At 45.1% G+C, this 15,414-nt stretch carries 15 protein-coding genes and 1 other annotated feature; of the genes, 8 read left to right on the top strand and 7 right to left on the bottom strand.

What is annotated here, in order from left to right:
- Positions 1-319: 319 nt before the first annotated feature.
- From pgsA to uvrY, 3 genes are read right to left on the bottom strand one after another with little or no spacing between them, the layout of a single operon-like run.
- Positions 320-877: a CDP-diacylglycerol--glycerol-3-phosphate 3-phosphatidyltransferase gene (gene pgsA, locus AB6E78_RS18865; RefSeq protein WP_017061490.1), complete on the bottom strand. Its 558-nt coding sequence runs from the start codon at positions 875-877 to the stop codon at positions 320-322.
- 46 nt (positions 878-923) lie between these two features.
- Positions 924-2,756, bottom strand: coding sequence for an excinuclease ABC subunit UvrC (uvrC, locus tag AB6E78_RS18860; protein WP_372132827.1), 1,833 nt, complete (start codon positions 2,754-2,756; stop codon positions 924-926).
- Positions 2,757-2,771: 15 nt separating this feature from the next.
- Positions 2,772-3,416, bottom strand: a complete 645-nt coding sequence (uvrY, locus tag AB6E78_RS18855) for a UvrY/SirA/GacA family response regulator transcription factor (RefSeq protein ID WP_004729778.1) — start codon at positions 3,414-3,416, stop codon at positions 2,772-2,774.
- 434 nt (positions 3,417-3,850) lie between these two features.
- Between uvrY and AB6E78_RS18850 the strand changes: the two genes are divergently transcribed.
- Positions 3,851-6,214, top strand: a complete 2,364-nt coding sequence (locus AB6E78_RS18850; RefSeq protein WP_372132825.1) for a DNA polymerase II — start codon at positions 3,851-3,853, stop codon at positions 6,212-6,214.
- A 93-nt stretch (positions 6,215-6,307) separates the two neighbouring features.
- On the opposite strand, the gene AB6E78_RS18845 is transcribed toward AB6E78_RS18850, so the two are convergent.
- On the bottom strand, positions 6,308-7,075 hold the full coding sequence (locus tag AB6E78_RS18845; protein WP_017061494.1) for a hypothetical protein: 768 nt from the start codon (positions 7,073-7,075) through the stop codon (positions 6,308-6,310).
- 137 nt (positions 7,076-7,212) lie between these two features.
- Here AB6E78_RS18845 and yeiP point away from each other — a divergent pair, with 137 nt between their 5' ends.
- The 3 genes from yeiP to AB6E78_RS18830 all read left to right on the top strand — a co-directional run bounded on the left by yeiP (position 7,213) and on the right by AB6E78_RS18830 (position 8,752).
- The gene (yeiP, locus tag AB6E78_RS18840) at positions 7,213-7,782 is read left to right on the top strand and encodes an elongation factor P-like protein YeiP (protein WP_017055115.1); all 570 of its coding nucleotides are present in this window, start codon (positions 7,213-7,215) and stop codon (positions 7,780-7,782) included.
- Between the two features lie 10 nt (positions 7,783-7,792).
- Positions 7,793-8,122 (top strand): HI1450 family dsDNA-mimic protein, encoded by a 330-nt coding sequence (locus AB6E78_RS18835; RefSeq protein ID WP_372132822.1) that lies wholly within the window; start codon positions 7,793-7,795, stop codon positions 8,120-8,122.
- Between the two features lie 147 nt (positions 8,123-8,269).
- Positions 8,270-8,752, top strand: coding sequence for an RNA methyltransferase (locus AB6E78_RS18830; protein WP_017061495.1), 483 nt, complete (start codon positions 8,270-8,272; stop codon positions 8,750-8,752).
- Between the two features lie 267 nt (positions 8,753-9,019).
- Here the strand turns inward: AB6E78_RS18830 and rluB are convergent, their stop codons facing one another.
- From rluB to rnm, 3 genes are all read right to left on the bottom strand, one after another.
- Positions 9,020-10,054, bottom strand: a complete 1,035-nt coding sequence (gene rluB, locus AB6E78_RS18825; protein WP_017055112.1) for a 23S rRNA pseudouridine(2605) synthase RluB — start codon at positions 10,052-10,054, stop codon at positions 9,020-9,022.
- Positions 10,055-10,213: 159 nt separating this feature from the next.
- Positions 10,214-10,834 (bottom strand): L-threonylcarbamoyladenylate synthase, encoded by a 621-nt coding sequence (locus tag AB6E78_RS18820; protein WP_009848751.1) that lies wholly within the window; start codon positions 10,832-10,834, stop codon positions 10,214-10,216.
- Between the two features lie 62 nt (positions 10,835-10,896).
- Positions 10,897-11,751: an RNase RNM gene (gene rnm / locus AB6E78_RS18815; protein WP_017061496.1), complete on the bottom strand. Its 855-nt coding sequence runs from the start codon at positions 11,749-11,751 to the stop codon at positions 10,897-10,899.
- A gap of 120 nt (positions 11,752-11,871) precedes the next feature.
- Between rnm and AB6E78_RS18810 the strand changes: the two genes are divergently transcribed.
- From AB6E78_RS18810 to trpD, 4 genes are all read left to right on the top strand, one after another.
- Positions 11,872-11,997: a trp operon leader peptide gene (locus AB6E78_RS18810; RefSeq protein WP_009848753.1), complete on the top strand. Its 126-nt coding sequence runs from the start codon at positions 11,872-11,874 to the stop codon at positions 11,995-11,997.
- Positions 11,944-12,058: a sequence feature (Trp leader region), on the top strand. Its footprint overlaps the gene before it by 54 nt.
- A gap of 125 nt (positions 12,059-12,183) precedes the next feature.
- Complete coding sequence (locus AB6E78_RS18805) at positions 12,184-13,791, top strand: anthranilate synthase component 1 (protein WP_017070758.1); 1,608 nt, start codon at positions 12,184-12,186, stop codon at positions 13,789-13,791.
- Positions 13,792-13,793: 2 nt separating this feature from the next.
- Positions 13,794-14,402, top strand: a complete 609-nt coding sequence (locus tag AB6E78_RS18800; protein WP_017063544.1) for an aminodeoxychorismate/anthranilate synthase component II — start codon at positions 13,794-13,796, stop codon at positions 14,400-14,402.
- A 9-nt stretch (positions 14,403-14,411) separates the two neighbouring features.
- On the top strand, positions 14,412-15,407 hold the full coding sequence (trpD, locus tag AB6E78_RS18795) for an anthranilate phosphoribosyltransferase (protein ID WP_009848756.1): 996 nt from the start codon (positions 14,412-14,414) through the stop codon (positions 15,405-15,407).
- Positions 15,408-15,414 lie beyond the last annotated feature (7 nt).

Below are 15,414 nucleotides of genomic sequence, written 5' to 3'. Positions count from 1 at the left end.
AACCGAGGTCCACGGATTTGCAATCCGCTGCATAGCCACTCTGCCAAGGCGCCTTAGTAACTCCAATCGAATCGCTCATTGCCATCCTCTTGGGTACGGGATGCATTCTACGGATTCAGACGATTGAGTCAATATTATTTTTGTATTTTTAATTCGTTTGAATAGATTTCATACGAAACAGGCCAAATAGCTGACTTTATGTTCAAAACACACTGTGAGCGGGTTATTCAAAGGAGATCTATATCACATTAGATATCCACTATTGATAACTTAACCTTAGGTTAAAGATCAAAAAAGCGAGCCTCAGCTCGCTTCTTCATCAATGATGTTTTTCGTCTAACAAATCGTCTTTGGCAGCCATCAAGTATTGTGCCATTGACCAGTAAGTAAGAACGGTGGCGACATACAGTGCAATGTAACCTACCCACACCATCCAGTCGTCGTATCTCCAGATAAGTACCCAAAGAGCGAACATCTGAGAAACCGTTTTGACTTTACCAACCCAAGATACCGCAACACTTGCGCGTTTACCGATTTCAGCCATCCATTCACGAAGCGCTGAAATGATGATCTCACGAGCAATCATGGTCACGGCTGGAATAGTTATCCAAATAGAGTGGTAATGCTCTGTAATCAGGATAAGAGCCGTAGCGACCAACACTTTGTCAGCCACAGGGTCAATGAAGGCACCGAAGCGAGACGTTTGCCCTAACTTACGAGCTAGCATGCCATCTAGCCAATCAGTGAAACCGGCTACCCAAAACACCATCGCAGCAGCGAAAGGAGCCCATTGATAAGGTAGATAGAAAACGACAACGAATACTGGGATCAAAAATAGTCTCAGTAAGGACAAAATGTTAGGTATATTCAAACGCATATTATTGGGCTCTTATTAATTGCGCTTTAATGGTGCGGGATTTTTACTATTGTTTCAATGCTTGATAAATGTTTTCTGCCAAAGAATGACTAATGCCCGGCACTTTGGCTATTTCTTCGACAGTTGCACGCTTAAGTTCTTGTAAGCCACCCATATATTTCAGCAAAGCTTGACGACGTTTAGGTCCTACCCCTTCAATTCCTTCCAAAGCACTGGTTCTGCGCGTTTTACCACGTTTCGCCCTGTGCCCTGCAATCGCATGATTATGGCTCTCATCACGAATGTGCTGGATAAGATGCAGCGCTGGTGCATCGCTAGGTAAATTAAACTCTTCACCTTCAAGGGTTACCAAAGTTTCTAAACCCGGTTTACGCGTCACGCCTTTCGCAATACCCATCATTCTTGGTCTAAACGGCCAATCACCCCAATATTGAGAAATGATCTCATGAGCGCGGTTTAGCTGACCTTTACCACCATCGATAAAGATGATGTCTGGGATCTTGTCGACATCGAGTTGCTTCGAATAACGTCTCTCAAGCGCCTGAGCCATCGCTGCATAATCATCGCCACCTGTAATGCCGGTGATGTTGTAACGACGGTACTCTGGTTTAACCGGGCCTTCTTGATTGAACACCACACACGACGCAATCGTGCTTTCACCCATGGTATGACTGATATCAAAACATTCCATGCGCTTGATAGCATCCATCGACAGCACTTCTTGGAGCTCTTTGAAGCGCTGATTAATCGTCATCTTGTGATTAATCTTGGTGGTAATAGCCGTCAATGCATTGGTATTAGACAATTTAAGGTAACGACCTCGAGTACCTGAAGGGTTGGTATTGAAGTGAATCTTACGACCCGCTACTTCACACAAGGCTTCTTGAATCGGTGTGACATCTTCCATCAAATCGGCATTGAGAATCAAACGGGTTGGGATGGTTCTCGCTTCACTATGCGCAAGATAGTATTGGCTTAAAAAGCTCGAAAAGACCTCTTTTCGCACCGTATTGTTGGGAATTTTAGGGAAATGGCTTCTACTGCCTAAAACCTTGCCTTGGCGAATCATCAAGATATGAATACACGCTACGCCATTCTCTTGAGCAAATCCCAACACGTCCATATCTTCCATTGAATCGTCAGATACGTATTGTTGTTCTTGCACACGTCGAATCGCTTGGATTTGATCACGGAAAGCGGCAGCTTGTTCAAAACGAAGCTCACGGCTTGCCTTGTCCATTTTGTCGATGAGCGTCTCAAGGACTAATTTGTCTTTCCCTTGCAGGAACAGACGAACGTAGTCGATAAGTTCACTGTACTCTTCATCAGAGATGATTGAGCTAACACATGGCGCAGCACAACGACCAATCTGATACATCAAACACGGGCGCGTTCTATTGGCATAAACCGTATCTTCACACTGGCGGGCAGGGAAAATCTTTTGGATTAGGTGTAGCGTCTCACGCACAGCGCCGGAATCAGGGTAAGGACCAAAGTATTCGCCCTTTTTCTTCTTAGCACCACGGTGCATCGACAAACGAGGATGCTTGTGACCGCTAATAAAAATATAAGGGTACGACTTATCATCACGCAAAAGTACGTTGTATTTAGGCAAGTACTGCTTGATGTAGTTGTGCTCAAGAATGAGCGCTTCTGTTTCCGTGTGCGTTACAGTGACATCGATCTTGTCAATATTACTAACTAGAGCGCGTGTTTTTTCACTGTCGACTTTTTTACGGAAATAACTGGAAAGGCGTTTTTTGAGGTTCTTAGCTTTACCGACGTAAATAACGGCAGCCTCGGCGTTATACATTCGATAAACGCCGGGCTGCTCTGTTACTGTCTTGAGGAATGAGACTGAGTCAAACAAGTTGGTCACTATACGATCTCAGTGTTAAAGGGTCTCAGTGTCTAACATTCCATGTCTAATCGCTAAATGCGTCAGCTCTACATCGCCACTGATATCCAGCTTACTGAACAAGCGGTAGCGGTAACTGTTGACTGTTTTAGGACTTAGATTGAGTTGTTCTGAAATATCCGTCACTTTCTGACCTTTGGTAATCATCATCATGATTTGAAGTTCACGTTCAGATAAGTCTGCGAATGGATTTTCAGACGCAGGCGAGAATTGGCTCAAAGCCATCTGCTGCGCAATTTCTGGTGAAATGTATCGTTGGCCACTATTAACCACTCGAATTGCATTTACCATTTCATCCGGACCTGCCCCTTTAGTAAGGTAACCCGCAGCTCCAGCTTGCATCACTTTAGTTGGAAACGGATTTTCCGTATGAACAGTTAAAACGATGATTTTAACATCAGGGTTGAAACGCAAGATCTTCTTGGTTGCTTCTAAGCCACCAATACCAGGCATATTCATATCCATCAAAATAACGTCAGTATTGTTAGTACGACACCATTTTGCAGCATCTTCACCGCTTTCAGCTTCCCCTGCTACGTTCATTCCACGGACGTCTTCAATAATACGTCGTATCCCTGTGCGAACCAGCTCGTGATCATCTACAAGGAAAACATTTATCAAACTTGTATCTCCACACTATTAATTGGCTCTGCAACCACTGTGTCATTTCATCTGTTTGAAACAATTGAACAAAGGAACAAAGGAACAGTGGATCGCAGCATTGAGTACATCTTAACTTAATTACTAAAAAAAAGCTCTGTTGAATATGTGCTGAAACACGAACTTTAGCAAGTACTTATTAACAAATAAGCTAACTAAAACAACAAGCTTTTTCTAAAAATCAACCAGTTAAAACAACACCCAATAAAATTACACAAGATAAAGATATTTTCAATACCATTGAATAACCATTCGCGACAATTTCACTTATTTGCTTATAGAGTCCCGTTATTTGCCTCTGTTAACTAGAATTTAGTTAGTATTTTTGCTGCCTGTTGTGCGCTGAGGGTCGCTAAGTGGTAGTATTCGATTCCCAATTTCAATAGGTTACTACATTGGATATTCAGCAAGGCTTTGTACTTACAAGACAAGCGAGAGATTTTTCAGGGCGCACGCAAATCGACTTGTGGTTAAGCACCCCTCAAGGCCCTACTCTGCTGACCATTCCAAATGAAAAACCTGTATTTTTTGTCGCTCAATCTGATTTAGAAGCATGTCAGACAATCGCAGCCAAAGAGTCGATTGATTGCCAATTTAAGCCTCTAGAACTAGCCACATTCGAGCAAACACCTCTCGCCGCGTGTTATACCTCGCTGTCGAGAAGTAGCTTTGGTTTAGCGCAAGCCTTCCATAACGAAGAAATCCAAACCTTTGAAAGCGATATTCGACTCGCTGACCGATTCTTGATGGAACGCTTTATCAAAGGAAGTATTGAGTTCACGGGTACCGCGGTACAAAAGAACCAGCATCGCAGAGTCTCAAATGCGAAATGCCGAGCGGGCGACTACTTACCCAATCTATCTGTCGTCTCGCTTGATATTGAATGTTCAGAAAAAGGCGTGCTTTATTCGATTGGTCTAGACAGCTCGATGGATAGCCGAGTGATCATGGTCGGCGCCCCTCAAGAAGCCGGCACCAACATCCAATGGGTTGCCAACGAAAAAGCTCTTCTTGAAGCCATGATTATGTGGTTCTCTGAATTTGACCCTGACATCATCATTGGTTGGAATGTTATCGACTTCGACTTTAGGCTGCTGCACAAACGTTCAGAATGGAACGAAGTAAAGCTAAATATCGGTAGAGACAATCAACCAAGCTTTTTCCGTAGCTCTGCACAGAATCAGCAGGGGTTTATCACTATCCCAGGGCGCGTTGTCTTGGATGGTATCGATATGCTTAAAACGGCAACCTACCACTTCCGGTCTTGGTCACTGGAGTCGGTATCGCAAGAGTTACTTGGTGAAGGCAAAGACATCCACAACGTTCATGACCGCATGGATGAGATTAACCGGATGTTTAAGTTCGATAAGCCTTCACTCGCTAAGTACAACCTTCAAGACTGTGTGTTGGTAAACCGAATCTTCGAACATACCCACCTACTCGATTTTGCGATTGAGCGTTCGCGACTGACTGGTGTCGAGCTTGATCGTGTTGGCGGTTCTGTTGCTGCTTTTACTAATTTGTACCTACCACAGATACACAGAGCGGGTTATGTCGCGCCTAACTTAGAGCCTGAGAACTGGATTGCTAGCCCCGGTGGTTATGTGATGGATTCAATTCCCAACCTGTACGACTCTGTATTGGTGCTCGACTTCAAGAGCCTATACCCATCAATCATCCGCTCGTTCCTGATTGACCCTATGGGGTTAATCGAAGGATTGAAGCTGGAACTAGGCCCTGAAGAAAACCAAGCGGTCGAGGGTTTTAGAGGCGGTCAATTCCACCGTTCAAAGCACTTTCTGCCAGAGATGATCGAAAACCTATGGGCTGCACGTGATGTGGCGAAGAAGAACAACGAGAAGGCGTTCTCTCAAGCGATTAAGATCATCATGAACTCGTTTTATGGTGTGTTGGGTTCGTCTGGTTGTCGTTTCTTCGATACCCGGTTAGCGTCTTCAATTACCATGCGTGGACATGAGATCATGAAGCAAACCAAGGTTCTGATCGAAGACAAAGGCTATCAAGTGATTTACGGCGATACCGATTCAACCTTCGTGTCTCTGAACGGCAGTTATGATCAGCAAAAAGCAGACGAGATCGGGAACACACTGGTCGCTTACATCAACGATTGGTGGACGAATCACTTAAAAGAGACCCACAACCTAACCTCTATACTCGAATTGGAATATGAGACTCACTATCGCAAGTTTCTTATGCCAACCATTCGAGGTTCAGAAACTGGCTCGAAGAAGCGCTATGCCGGTTTAATCAATCAAGGCGACCAAGAGAAAATCATCTTCAAAGGGCTTGAGAGTGCAAGAACAGACTGGACGCCGTTGGCACAACAGTTCCAACAAACCCTGTATGAGATGGTGTTTCATGACCAAGACCCTACCGACTATGTCAGACAGTTTGTAGATGAGACTTCAGCGGGTAAACATGACGATTTACTGGTTTACCAGAAGCGTCTGCGTCGTAAGCTACATGAATACCAAAAGAACATTCCACCGCAGGTTCGTGCAGCTCGTATGGCCGATGAAATCAATGCTCAGTTAGGGCGCCCTCTTCAATACCAAAATAAAGGACGCATTGAGTATTTGATTACTCTGAGTGGCCCTGAGCCCAAGGAGTATTTAAAGAGTGGTATCGATTATCAGCACTATATCGACAAGCAGATTAAACCGGTCGCAGAGGCAATACTGCCCTTCATCGGTTTAGACTTTGAAAGAGTTAGTGGGCAGCAGTTGGGTTTGTTCTAGCACTATATTCAATATGCTCTTAAAACGAAAAAAGCAGAGATATGTTCTTCAGCACACTCTGCTTTTTAGTATCAATGGATCGGTTATAAATCTCTATCCGATTCTGAACTCGGTTTTCTGATACTGCTTAATCAACCACTCACCAAAGCCATCAAGAATACCGATCACCGAACGTTTAGGGATTGGTCGACCAGAAAGTAAAATGCCCAACCTTTGGATTTCGACTTCTCGATCTGGGTGATACTTCAAGAACTGTTGGCCACATTCAACAGGATCATCGTACCAATATTTATCGCGGTACATCACCAGTGAGTAACTCGCCCGTAGAAGCTTCTTGGCAATAATCACCTGCGCAGCGACTTGTTGTTCTGGCGTTGTCGCTCGTGCGATCTTGTTGCGATACACCGCCAACCAGTTTTCCGCATCCATATTCCAGTGCTTAGCGATTTCCCAACTTGTTTCAAAATCACCATAGCAGTCTGATAAGTCTTCACCATGCACACACACGGCTAAATGCTTGAGCATAAAACCCCAAGTGAAGATATTGTCGAAATCGACTATCTCACTCACTAAGGTAGTTTTTATCGCCACTTGAGTTACCTGCGGGAAGCTCTTTTGGAAACGCCATTTGATGGTGTTCAACAAAGTGGTTCGTTGGTCAGGAAACGGTCGATGGGTCACCACAACCACATCTAGATTGGAGCGACCGAAGACGGCTTGCTTACGAGCCACACTGCCATAAATATAAATACTGTGCAGATTAGATCCTAATCCACCTTTTAGAAAGGTAATCAGATCGTTAACCACAGGTTGAAATTCAGGTTGAAAAGGCTGTGTTGGGTCAATAACGGGTAGCTGCATAGGTCGTTTCGGTAAATAAAATAATGATTTAACTATAACTCTATGATCGCCTAGGTGACTTTATGATTCAAGCTATTCCTATTTATAGCATCTCCGAGATATAATCAGCGGATAGACCCACTAAGGACAAACACAAAATGCCTAGAGCAAGTGAAATTAAAAAAGGTTTTGCTATCACAGTAGAAAGCAAAACAGTGATCGTTAAAGATATCGAAGTAACAACACCAGGCGGCCGTGGCGGCCAAAAGATTTACCGCTTCCGTGGTAACGATGTAGCAACTGGCGTTAAAACTGAAGTTCGCCACAAGGCTGACGAAATTGTTGAAACTATTGACGTAACTAAGCGTGCAGTAATGTTCTCTTACGTTGATGGCAACGAGTACATCTTCATGGACAACGAAGATTACACACAATTCATCTTCAACGGTGAGACTATCGAAGACGAACTACTGTTCATCAACGAAGAAACTCAAGGCATGTACGCGATCCTTATCGACGGCAACGCTGCAACGCTTGAGCTACCAACATCTGTTGAACTAGTTATCGAAGAGACTGATCCTTCAATCAAAGGTGCATCAGCGTCTGCTCGTACTAAGCCTGCTCGTCTTTCTACAGGTCTTACTATTCAAGTACCTGAATACATCGCGACTGGCGACAAAGTAGTAGTAAACACTGCTGAACGTAAATACATGAACCGCGCAAGCTAAGATACTTATTATGACCGAAGCTAACGACCTAATGTCTTATGACGACGCAATTGACACTGCATACGACATCTTCCTAGAGATGGCACCTGACAACCTAGAGCCTGCAGACGTGATTCTTTTCACTGCTCAGTTTGAAGATCGTGGCGCAGCAGAGCTTGTTGAAACTGGCGATGATTGGGTTGAACATGTTGGCTTTGAAGTCGACAAAGAGGTCTACGCTGAAGTGCGCATTGGTCTTGTGAATGAAGCTGATGACGTTCTAGACGACGTATTTGCTCGCATGTTAATCAGCCGTGATCCAGAACATAAGTTCTGTCACATGCTGTGGAAACGCGACTAATACCGCTGTTGACGCTCATCTGCATGAGTAAACAAGTATTCATGTAAGCGAGTTAAAAGTTAGCCGAGCCCATTGCTCGGCTATTTTTATCACGCTATTTTCCATCGTGATTCATCACTTTCATCATCAACGTTAGATTCACTGATTATGACCAAAGCAAAAACAGACACACAATCAAAAGGCTATGCCTGCATTGGCCTAGTTAACCCAAAGACGCCAGAAAACGTAGGCTCAGTGATGCGAGCAGCTGGCTGCTACGGCGCCAACTCTGTGTTTTACACTGGCACACGCTACGACCATGCGCGAAAATTCCATACCGATACCAAAGAAAAGCACTTAGCCCTGCCTTTGATTGGTGTTGAAGAGCTGAAAGATATTATTCCAGTAGGCTGCGTGCCGGTTGCTGTTGATCTGATTGAAGGTGCTAAGCCTCTACCTGATTACAAGCACCCACCACGTGCGTTTTACATTTTTGGCCCAGAAGATGGCACGCTAAAGAAAGAAATCACAGATTTCTGTCGTGAGACGATTTACGTTCCGACCAACGGCTGTATGAATCTAGCGGCATCAGTGAATGTTGTGCTTTACGACCGACTGGCGAAAGGCGATAACTTTTCGAATCATAAGTAAAAGAAACGAGATACGAGATACGAGATACGAGATACGAGATACGAGATACGAGATACGAGATACGAGCAGATTATAGATGCGCCTACACGAGATAAGAGATGCGAAAAGCTCGCTTACTGTCACTTATGGCAGCATGTTTTCGATACTCGGTTACTCGCATCCCGCATCTGCTATTTCTCCAGACGTAAAAAAACCTGCTCAATGAGCAGGTTTTTTAGTATTCAGTGCTTTCAGCTAATGAAGCTTTACGCGTAAGAAATTACGTAATTACTGACGTGTTCTTGGCTTAGCTGGTTTAGCCGGACGACCGTTGTTCAGTTTAGGCTTACTTTTGTTAGCCTGAGGTTTGCCTTTGTTTGCAGCTGGAGCGCTACGACCTGAATCAGGTGTTGTAGTACCGCGAGTTGCAGGCTTCTTACGCTTAGTTTGGTTGCTACGGCCTTTTGGTGCGTTTGCACGCTCTTCGTGACGTTTAACAGCACGACGAATTTTTTGGCTACGAGAACGCTCACGCTTACGAGAAGTGTTTGAAGGATCAAGATCCAACAGTGTCTCTTTCTCAGGCTTAAGCTCAACAAGCTCACGCAGGTAGTTAACTTCTTGAAGATCTAGCTCTTTCCAACCGCCACGAGGCAGTTTCTTATCAAGGTAGATATCACCGTAACGTACACGTTTCAGGCGGCTTACTGTCGTTTCTTGAGATTCCCAAAGACGACGAACTTCACGGTTACGACCTTCGTTAATCGCTACGTAGAAAGTATGGTTCATACCTTCACCACCAGCGTAAACAACATCTTCAAAACGAGCCATGCCGTCTTCTAGTTGTACACCACGAGTAACGTTTTTAACTTTTTGCTCAGTCACTTCACCGAATACACGTACTAGGTACTCACGCTCAACCTGACGGCTTGGGTGCATTAGACGGTTTGCAAGCTCACCATCAGTAGTGAAAAGCAAAAGGCCTGATGTGTTTGCATCAAGACGACCAACTGAAATCCAACGAGAACCACGGATCTTAGGTAGACGATCGAAAACAGTACGGCGGCCTTCAGGGTCGTGACGAGTACAAAGCTCACCTTCAGGTTTGTAGTAAGCAAGTACACGACAAACCACTTCTTCAGAAGCCTTGCCTGAAACAGTATGGCCATCGATACGGATCACTGAGTTCTCGTCTTCAAGACGCTCGCCCAGTTTCGCAACTTGACCGTTAACACTTACACGACCAGATTTGATTAAACCTTCTAGTTCACGACGAGAACCGTGACCAGCTCGCGCTAAAACCTTCTGTAATTTTTCGCTCATTTACTCTTTTCTACCTAATTGTCGTCTTCACAGACGTCGAATGAATTTTTCACGACCAAATCGCGGTCGCGTATTATCGCAAATAACCTGCCAAAAAGCACTTGTTATTTACTGTGGCAGGTTTGCTGTATCGTTACAGACTGTTAATCAGTAAAGCGATTATTCAAACGGCGCAGGATCGCCAGCACCACGACGTAGAACCACGGCATCATCGTCACTGAAGTCAATAACGGTCGTCGGTTGCTCACCTAAGTAACCGCCATTCAAAATCACATCAACCGCATGCTCTAGGCTGTCACGAATTTCTTCTGGATCCGACTCTGTAGTCTCGTTACCCGGAAGAATCAGAGACGTCGACATCAGTGGTTCGCCCATCGCTTCCAACAGGTCGAGTGCAATCTTGTTGTCTGGGACACGAATACCAATCGTTTTACGCTTGGCGTTCATCAAACGCTTTGGCACTTCTTTAGTTGCTTTAAAGATAAACGTGTAAGCACCTGGCGTGTGTGCTTTCAGCAGACGGAAAGCCACGTTATCAACGCGTGCATACAGTGATAACTCAGAAAGATCACGGCATAACAAGGTGAAATTGTGCTTGTCATCGATGCGACGAATTTTACAGATACGTTCAAGTGCTTGTTTGTTTTCAAGCTGACAGCCCAGCGCATAACCGGAATCTGTTGGATAAACCACAACGCCGCCATTGCGAATAATCGCAACCGCTTGAGTAATTAAGCGTGCTTGTGGGTTATCTGGGTGTACATAAAAAAACTGGCTCATTGTTGATCCTCGTTATCGAATCTCTCGACTCTATCATCAGAAGGAGCTGGCTCACCTAAAGACTATTCAGATGGTGAAACCGTTTGAAACTCCCAATCTTTCCATACTTCTTCGACCCCAGAAGGTAGCCAGAGATTGCGTCCAAGTTCCATCCACGGAGATGGGTAATGGAAATCACTGCCTTGGGAGGCTAATAGTTTGTATTGTATAGCATAATCCGCGAGTGTGCGTCTTTCTTGTTGCGCTTGCTGAGGTTGAGCTACTTCCATCGCATCCCCTTTCGCTTCAACAAATGCCGCTAGCAGGCGCTTAACCCACTTGGCTGTAAGTCCATATCGCCCAGGGTGAGCGAGTACGGCTTGTCCACCAGCAGCATGAATAGCCGTGACAGCATCACTCATTGAACACCAAGTTGGCGGCACATAACCTGGGTTATTACGAGTAAGAAACTTTTTAAACACCTGCTGCATAGTTTTCGCATAGCCATTGTCGACTAGCCACTTAGCAAAGTGAGCGCGAGTGATTGGTGCATCACCCGCAATCAATTTAACTTCTTCTAACACCCCTTCACGAGTCGCTTTCTCAAGACGGTGAGCGATCATCTCAGCACGCCCAATACGGTGTTGCTTCTGTTGTTCAATGAGCGCTTTGAGTTCTGGTGACTCAGGATCAACGTTTAACCCAACAATATGGATATCTTTGTTTTGCCAAACAGTCGAAATCTCAATGCCGTTTATCAACTGAATAGGAAGGTTGTTATCCGCAATGTAGCTGCGTGCTTCAGCAAGCCCATCAGTCGTGTCATGATCTGTAATCGCTAGCGCTTCGATGTTAAAGCCAAGCGCTCGGTCAATTAGCTCAGGTGGAGTAAGTCGGCCATCTGAGGCTGTTGTATGACTATGTAGATCAATTCTCATATATTCTTTTTCATTGTTTTCAATTTTTATCGTTATATTTGTGTCAACACACTTGACCCGCAAGCAGAAAACTAGTTAACTAGTACACAAATACGAAGTATCACATTTGATAGGTTCACCATGTTACAAGAATTTAACCAAAACCATAAAGATAAAGTTTTAGAACTTTCTTCAGTAGAAGCAAGTTCAGAGCTTAATTGGTGGCGCACTTGGACAAGTTCTTGGTGGGCTAACGTGTACTTCTAGTTAAACAGTTTGTTTATAAAAAAGTTATCACTAAGCCCGCTTTAATAGCGGGCTTTTTAATTTGTCGAACATCTCACATTCAACTGACTAACAAATCATCGAATTGACCATATTCTAGATTGGGTGAAAGGTATCTTTATGCGACTATGTACGGCAGGAAATTTAAAGAATCATAAAGGAGGTCTTGTGAACAAGGCCATTGAAATCAAAAAGCTGGGAACCATTGAGGTCATCAATTCCTCAGTTCCTTACTCGCAAGATCCAACCAGCGTTTTTCATACTTTGTGTGAAAACAAAACTGATAGTCTTTTGTTGGAATCTGCCGAGATTGAATCTAAACAGAACCTGACAAGCCTACTCCTTATCGACTCTGCTGTTCGCATCGTATGTCGCGGACATGAAGTAACCTTTCAAGCATTGACTGAAAACGGTCAAGCGCTTATCGAACATCTCACTCAAAACGTGAAAGCAGAAATTAAATCTGACCTTACTGATAACGTTTTGACGCTGACTTTTATCGAACCAAGCAACGAATTAGACGAAGACTCACGTTTAAGAGAAGCCTCTTCATTCGATGCACTGCGTTTGGTTCAGCACAGCTTTGAGCAAGACGCGGATAACAAACACGCATTATTCATGGCGGGCTTATTCGCTTACGACATCGTGGCAAACTTTGAGCCACTAGGTGATGCTGAAGCAACCAACAATTGTCCTGACTTTGTATTCTACGTAGCTGAAACACTATTGCGTTTCGATCACCAAGAGAACGAAGGCCTACTTCACGCGAGCTTATTTGCTCAAGATGACAACATCAAAGCGCAATTAACTGACCGTCTAGCCGACATTCAAACTCAGTGTCAGTCCCTGAAAGCCATCACTGAAGTAACGCCGTTAGACAACGTTGAAGCTGTACCTAGCGTTTCAGATGAAGACTTCTGCCAAACGGTTCGTGATTTAAAAGAGTACGTAGTTAAAGGCGATGTATTCCAAGTGGTACCTTCACGCCGCTTCACTCTACCTTGCCCTGCCCCACTGGCGGCTTATAAAGAACTCAAACAAAGCAACCCAAGCCCTTACATGTTCTACATGCAAGACGAGCTGTTTACTCTGTTCGGTGCATCTCCAGAAAGCGCGCTGAAATACGAGACAGAAACCAACCAAATCGAGATCTACCCGATTGCTGGTACTCGTCGTCGTGGTAAGCGCCCTGACGGTCAAATCGATTTCGACCTAGACAGCCGTATCGAGCTTGAACTGCGTACCGACAAGAAAGAAAACGCCGAGCACATGATGCTAGTTGACCTAGCGCGTAACGATGTGGCACGTATTGCCGAAGCTGGCACTCGCCACGTAGCAGACTTACTGAAAGTAGACCGCTACAGCCATGTAATGCACTTGGTTTCTCGTGTTGTTGGTCAGCTCCGTGAAGACTTAGATGCTCTGCACGCTTACCAAGCTTGTATGAACATGGGCACGCTAACGGGCGCACCAAAAATCCGCGCAATGCAGCTTATTCGAGACGTAGAAAAAACGCGTCGTGGTAGCTACGGTGGTGCAGTCGGTTATCTAACTGGTGAAGGGACGCTAGATACTTGTATCGTAATTCGCTCTGCTTACGTTGAAGATGGCGTGGCACAAGTACAAGCAGGCGCTGGGGTCGTATTTGACTCAGACCCACAAGCAGAAGCCGATGAAACTCGCGGCAAGGCACAAGCGGTTATCTCAGCGATTCAAGCTGCACACACTAAAAGCGCTGCAGTAAATCAGAACACATCAAACAAGAAGGAGTCGTAATCATGGCTGATATTGTATTCATCGATAACTTCGACTCATTCACTTACAACCTTGTAGACCAGTTTCGTTCATTAGGTCACAGCGTAAAGATTTACCGTAACAACATTCCGGCAAAGGTTGTTGAAGCTGCGATCAACGAACTAGACAACCCTGTTGCACTGCTTTCGCCAGGCCCTGGCGCTCCAGCAGATGCGGGCTGTATGCCAGAGCTAATTCAGCTTCTAAAAGGTAAAGTACCAATGATTGGTATTTGCTTAGGCCACCAAGCAATCGTTGAAGCCTATGGCGGCACCGTTGCAGGCGCTGGCGAAATCATTCATGGTAAGGTGTCGATGATGGAACACCAAAACCATGCGACTTACCAAGGCTTACCTTCGCCACTGGCTATCGCTCGCTATCACTCTTTAGTGGCAACGCATGTATCTGATAGCCTAACGGTGACAGCTGAAGTCGATGATTTGGTGATGTCTGTGGTTCAAGAACAAGACAAGGTGTGTGGATTCCAATTCCACCCTGAATCAATTATGACGACCTACGGTGCAACGCTTCTAGCAAACGCTATCGAATGGGCTCTTGAGAAACCTCTTCGCCTTGAAAAGACTGGAAAATAGGAAACGATCATGGAACAGATTAATAAACTTTACGAACAGCAGTCTCTTACTCAAGAAGAAAGCCAACAATTGTTTGATGTGATCATCAAGGGGGAACTTGACCCAATCTTGATGGCTTCTGCGCTGACTGCACTAAAAATCAAAGGCGAAACGCCCGATGAGATCGCTGGTGCGGCGAAAGCACTGCTTGCGAATGCAAACCCGTTCCCTCGCCCTGATTACGATTTCGCAGACATCGTTGGTACAGGTGGCGACGGTCACAACACCATTAATATTTCGACGACTTCTGCATTTGTTGCCGCAGCGTGTGGCTTAAAAGTCGCGAAGCACGGTAACCGCAGCGTATCGAGCAAATCAGGTTCTTCTGACCTATTGGATTCGTTCGGTATCAACCTAGCGATGACAGCAGAAGACACGCGTACGGCTGTTGATGAACTTGGCGTAGCGTTCCTATTTGCTCCGCAGTATCACGTTGGTGTACGTCACGCGATGCCTGTTCGTCAAACCATGAAAACGCGCACTATCTTCAATATTCTTGGCCCACTGATTAACCCTGCTCGCCCTAACATCGAGCTAATGGGTGTTTACAGCAAAGAGCTGGTACGCCCTATCGCAGAAACCATGCTGCAAATGGGCATGAAGCGTGCAGCTGTTGTGCACGGTAGCGGCCTAGATGAAGTAGCGATTCACGGCGAGACTATCGTTGCTGAGATTAAAGATGGCAAGATTCACGAGTACACAGTGACTCCGGCTGACTTTGGTTTGAACACTCACCCTCTTGAAGCAATCAAGGGCGGTGAGCCAGAAGAGAACAAAGCCATCACAACCGATATCCTAACGGGTAAAGGCACTGAAGCCCAAGTTGGCGCAGTAGCCGTGAACGTTGCTCTATTGATGCGTCTATTTGGTCACGAAGATTTAAAAGCCAACGCACAGCAAGCGATTGACGCGATGAACTCTGGCAAAGCGTACGAGCTTGTACAAAAGCTTGCTGCACACGCCTAACGAACGA

The sequence above is a fragment of the Vibrio sp. 10N.247.310.98 genome (genome assembly GCF_041467395.1).
GTDB classification, from domain to species: Bacteria; Pseudomonadota; Gammaproteobacteria; order Enterobacterales; family Vibrionaceae; genus Vibrio; species Vibrio crassostreae_C.
Note: the sequence above shows the minus strand (reverse complement) of the source record. Positions and strands in the feature narration are given on the sequence as shown.

Bases quoted from the DNA above. Each gene is read 5' to 3' on its own strand.
- pgsA (WP_017061490.1), bottom strand. From the start codon at position 877: ATGCGTTTGAATATACCTAACATTTTGTCCTTACTGAGACTATTTTTG.
- AB6E78_RS18845 (WP_017061494.1), bottom strand. From the start codon at position 7,075: ATGCAGCTACCCGTTATTGACCCAACACAGCCTTTTCAACCTGAATTT.
- yeiP (WP_017055115.1), top strand. From the start codon at position 7,213: ATGCCTAGAGCAAGTGAAATTAAAAAAGGTTTTGCTATCACAGTAGAA.
- AB6E78_RS18835 (WP_372132822.1), top strand. From the start codon at position 7,793: ATGACCGAAGCTAACGACCTAATGTCTTATGACGACGCAATTGACACT.
- AB6E78_RS18830 (WP_017061495.1), top strand. From the start codon at position 8,270: ATGACCAAAGCAAAAACAGACACACAATCAAAAGGCTATGCCTGCATT.
- rluB (WP_017055112.1), bottom strand. From the start codon at position 10,054: ATGAGCGAAAAATTACAGAAGGTTTTAGCGCGAGCTGGTCACGGTTCT.
- AB6E78_RS18820 (WP_009848751.1), bottom strand. From the start codon at position 10,834: ATGAGCCAGTTTTTTTATGTACACCCAGATAACCCACAAGCACGCTTA.
- rnm (WP_017061496.1), bottom strand. From the start codon at position 11,751: ATGAGAATTGATCTACATAGTCATACAACAGCCTCAGATGGCCGACTT.
- AB6E78_RS18810 (WP_009848753.1), top strand. From the start codon at position 11,872: ATGTTACAAGAATTTAACCAAAACCATAAAGATAAAGTTTTAGAACTT.
- AB6E78_RS18800 (WP_017063544.1), top strand. From the start codon at position 13,794: ATGGCTGATATTGTATTCATCGATAACTTCGACTCATTCACTTACAAC.
- trpD (WP_009848756.1), top strand. From the start codon at position 14,412: ATGGAACAGATTAATAAACTTTACGAACAGCAGTCTCTTACTCAAGAA.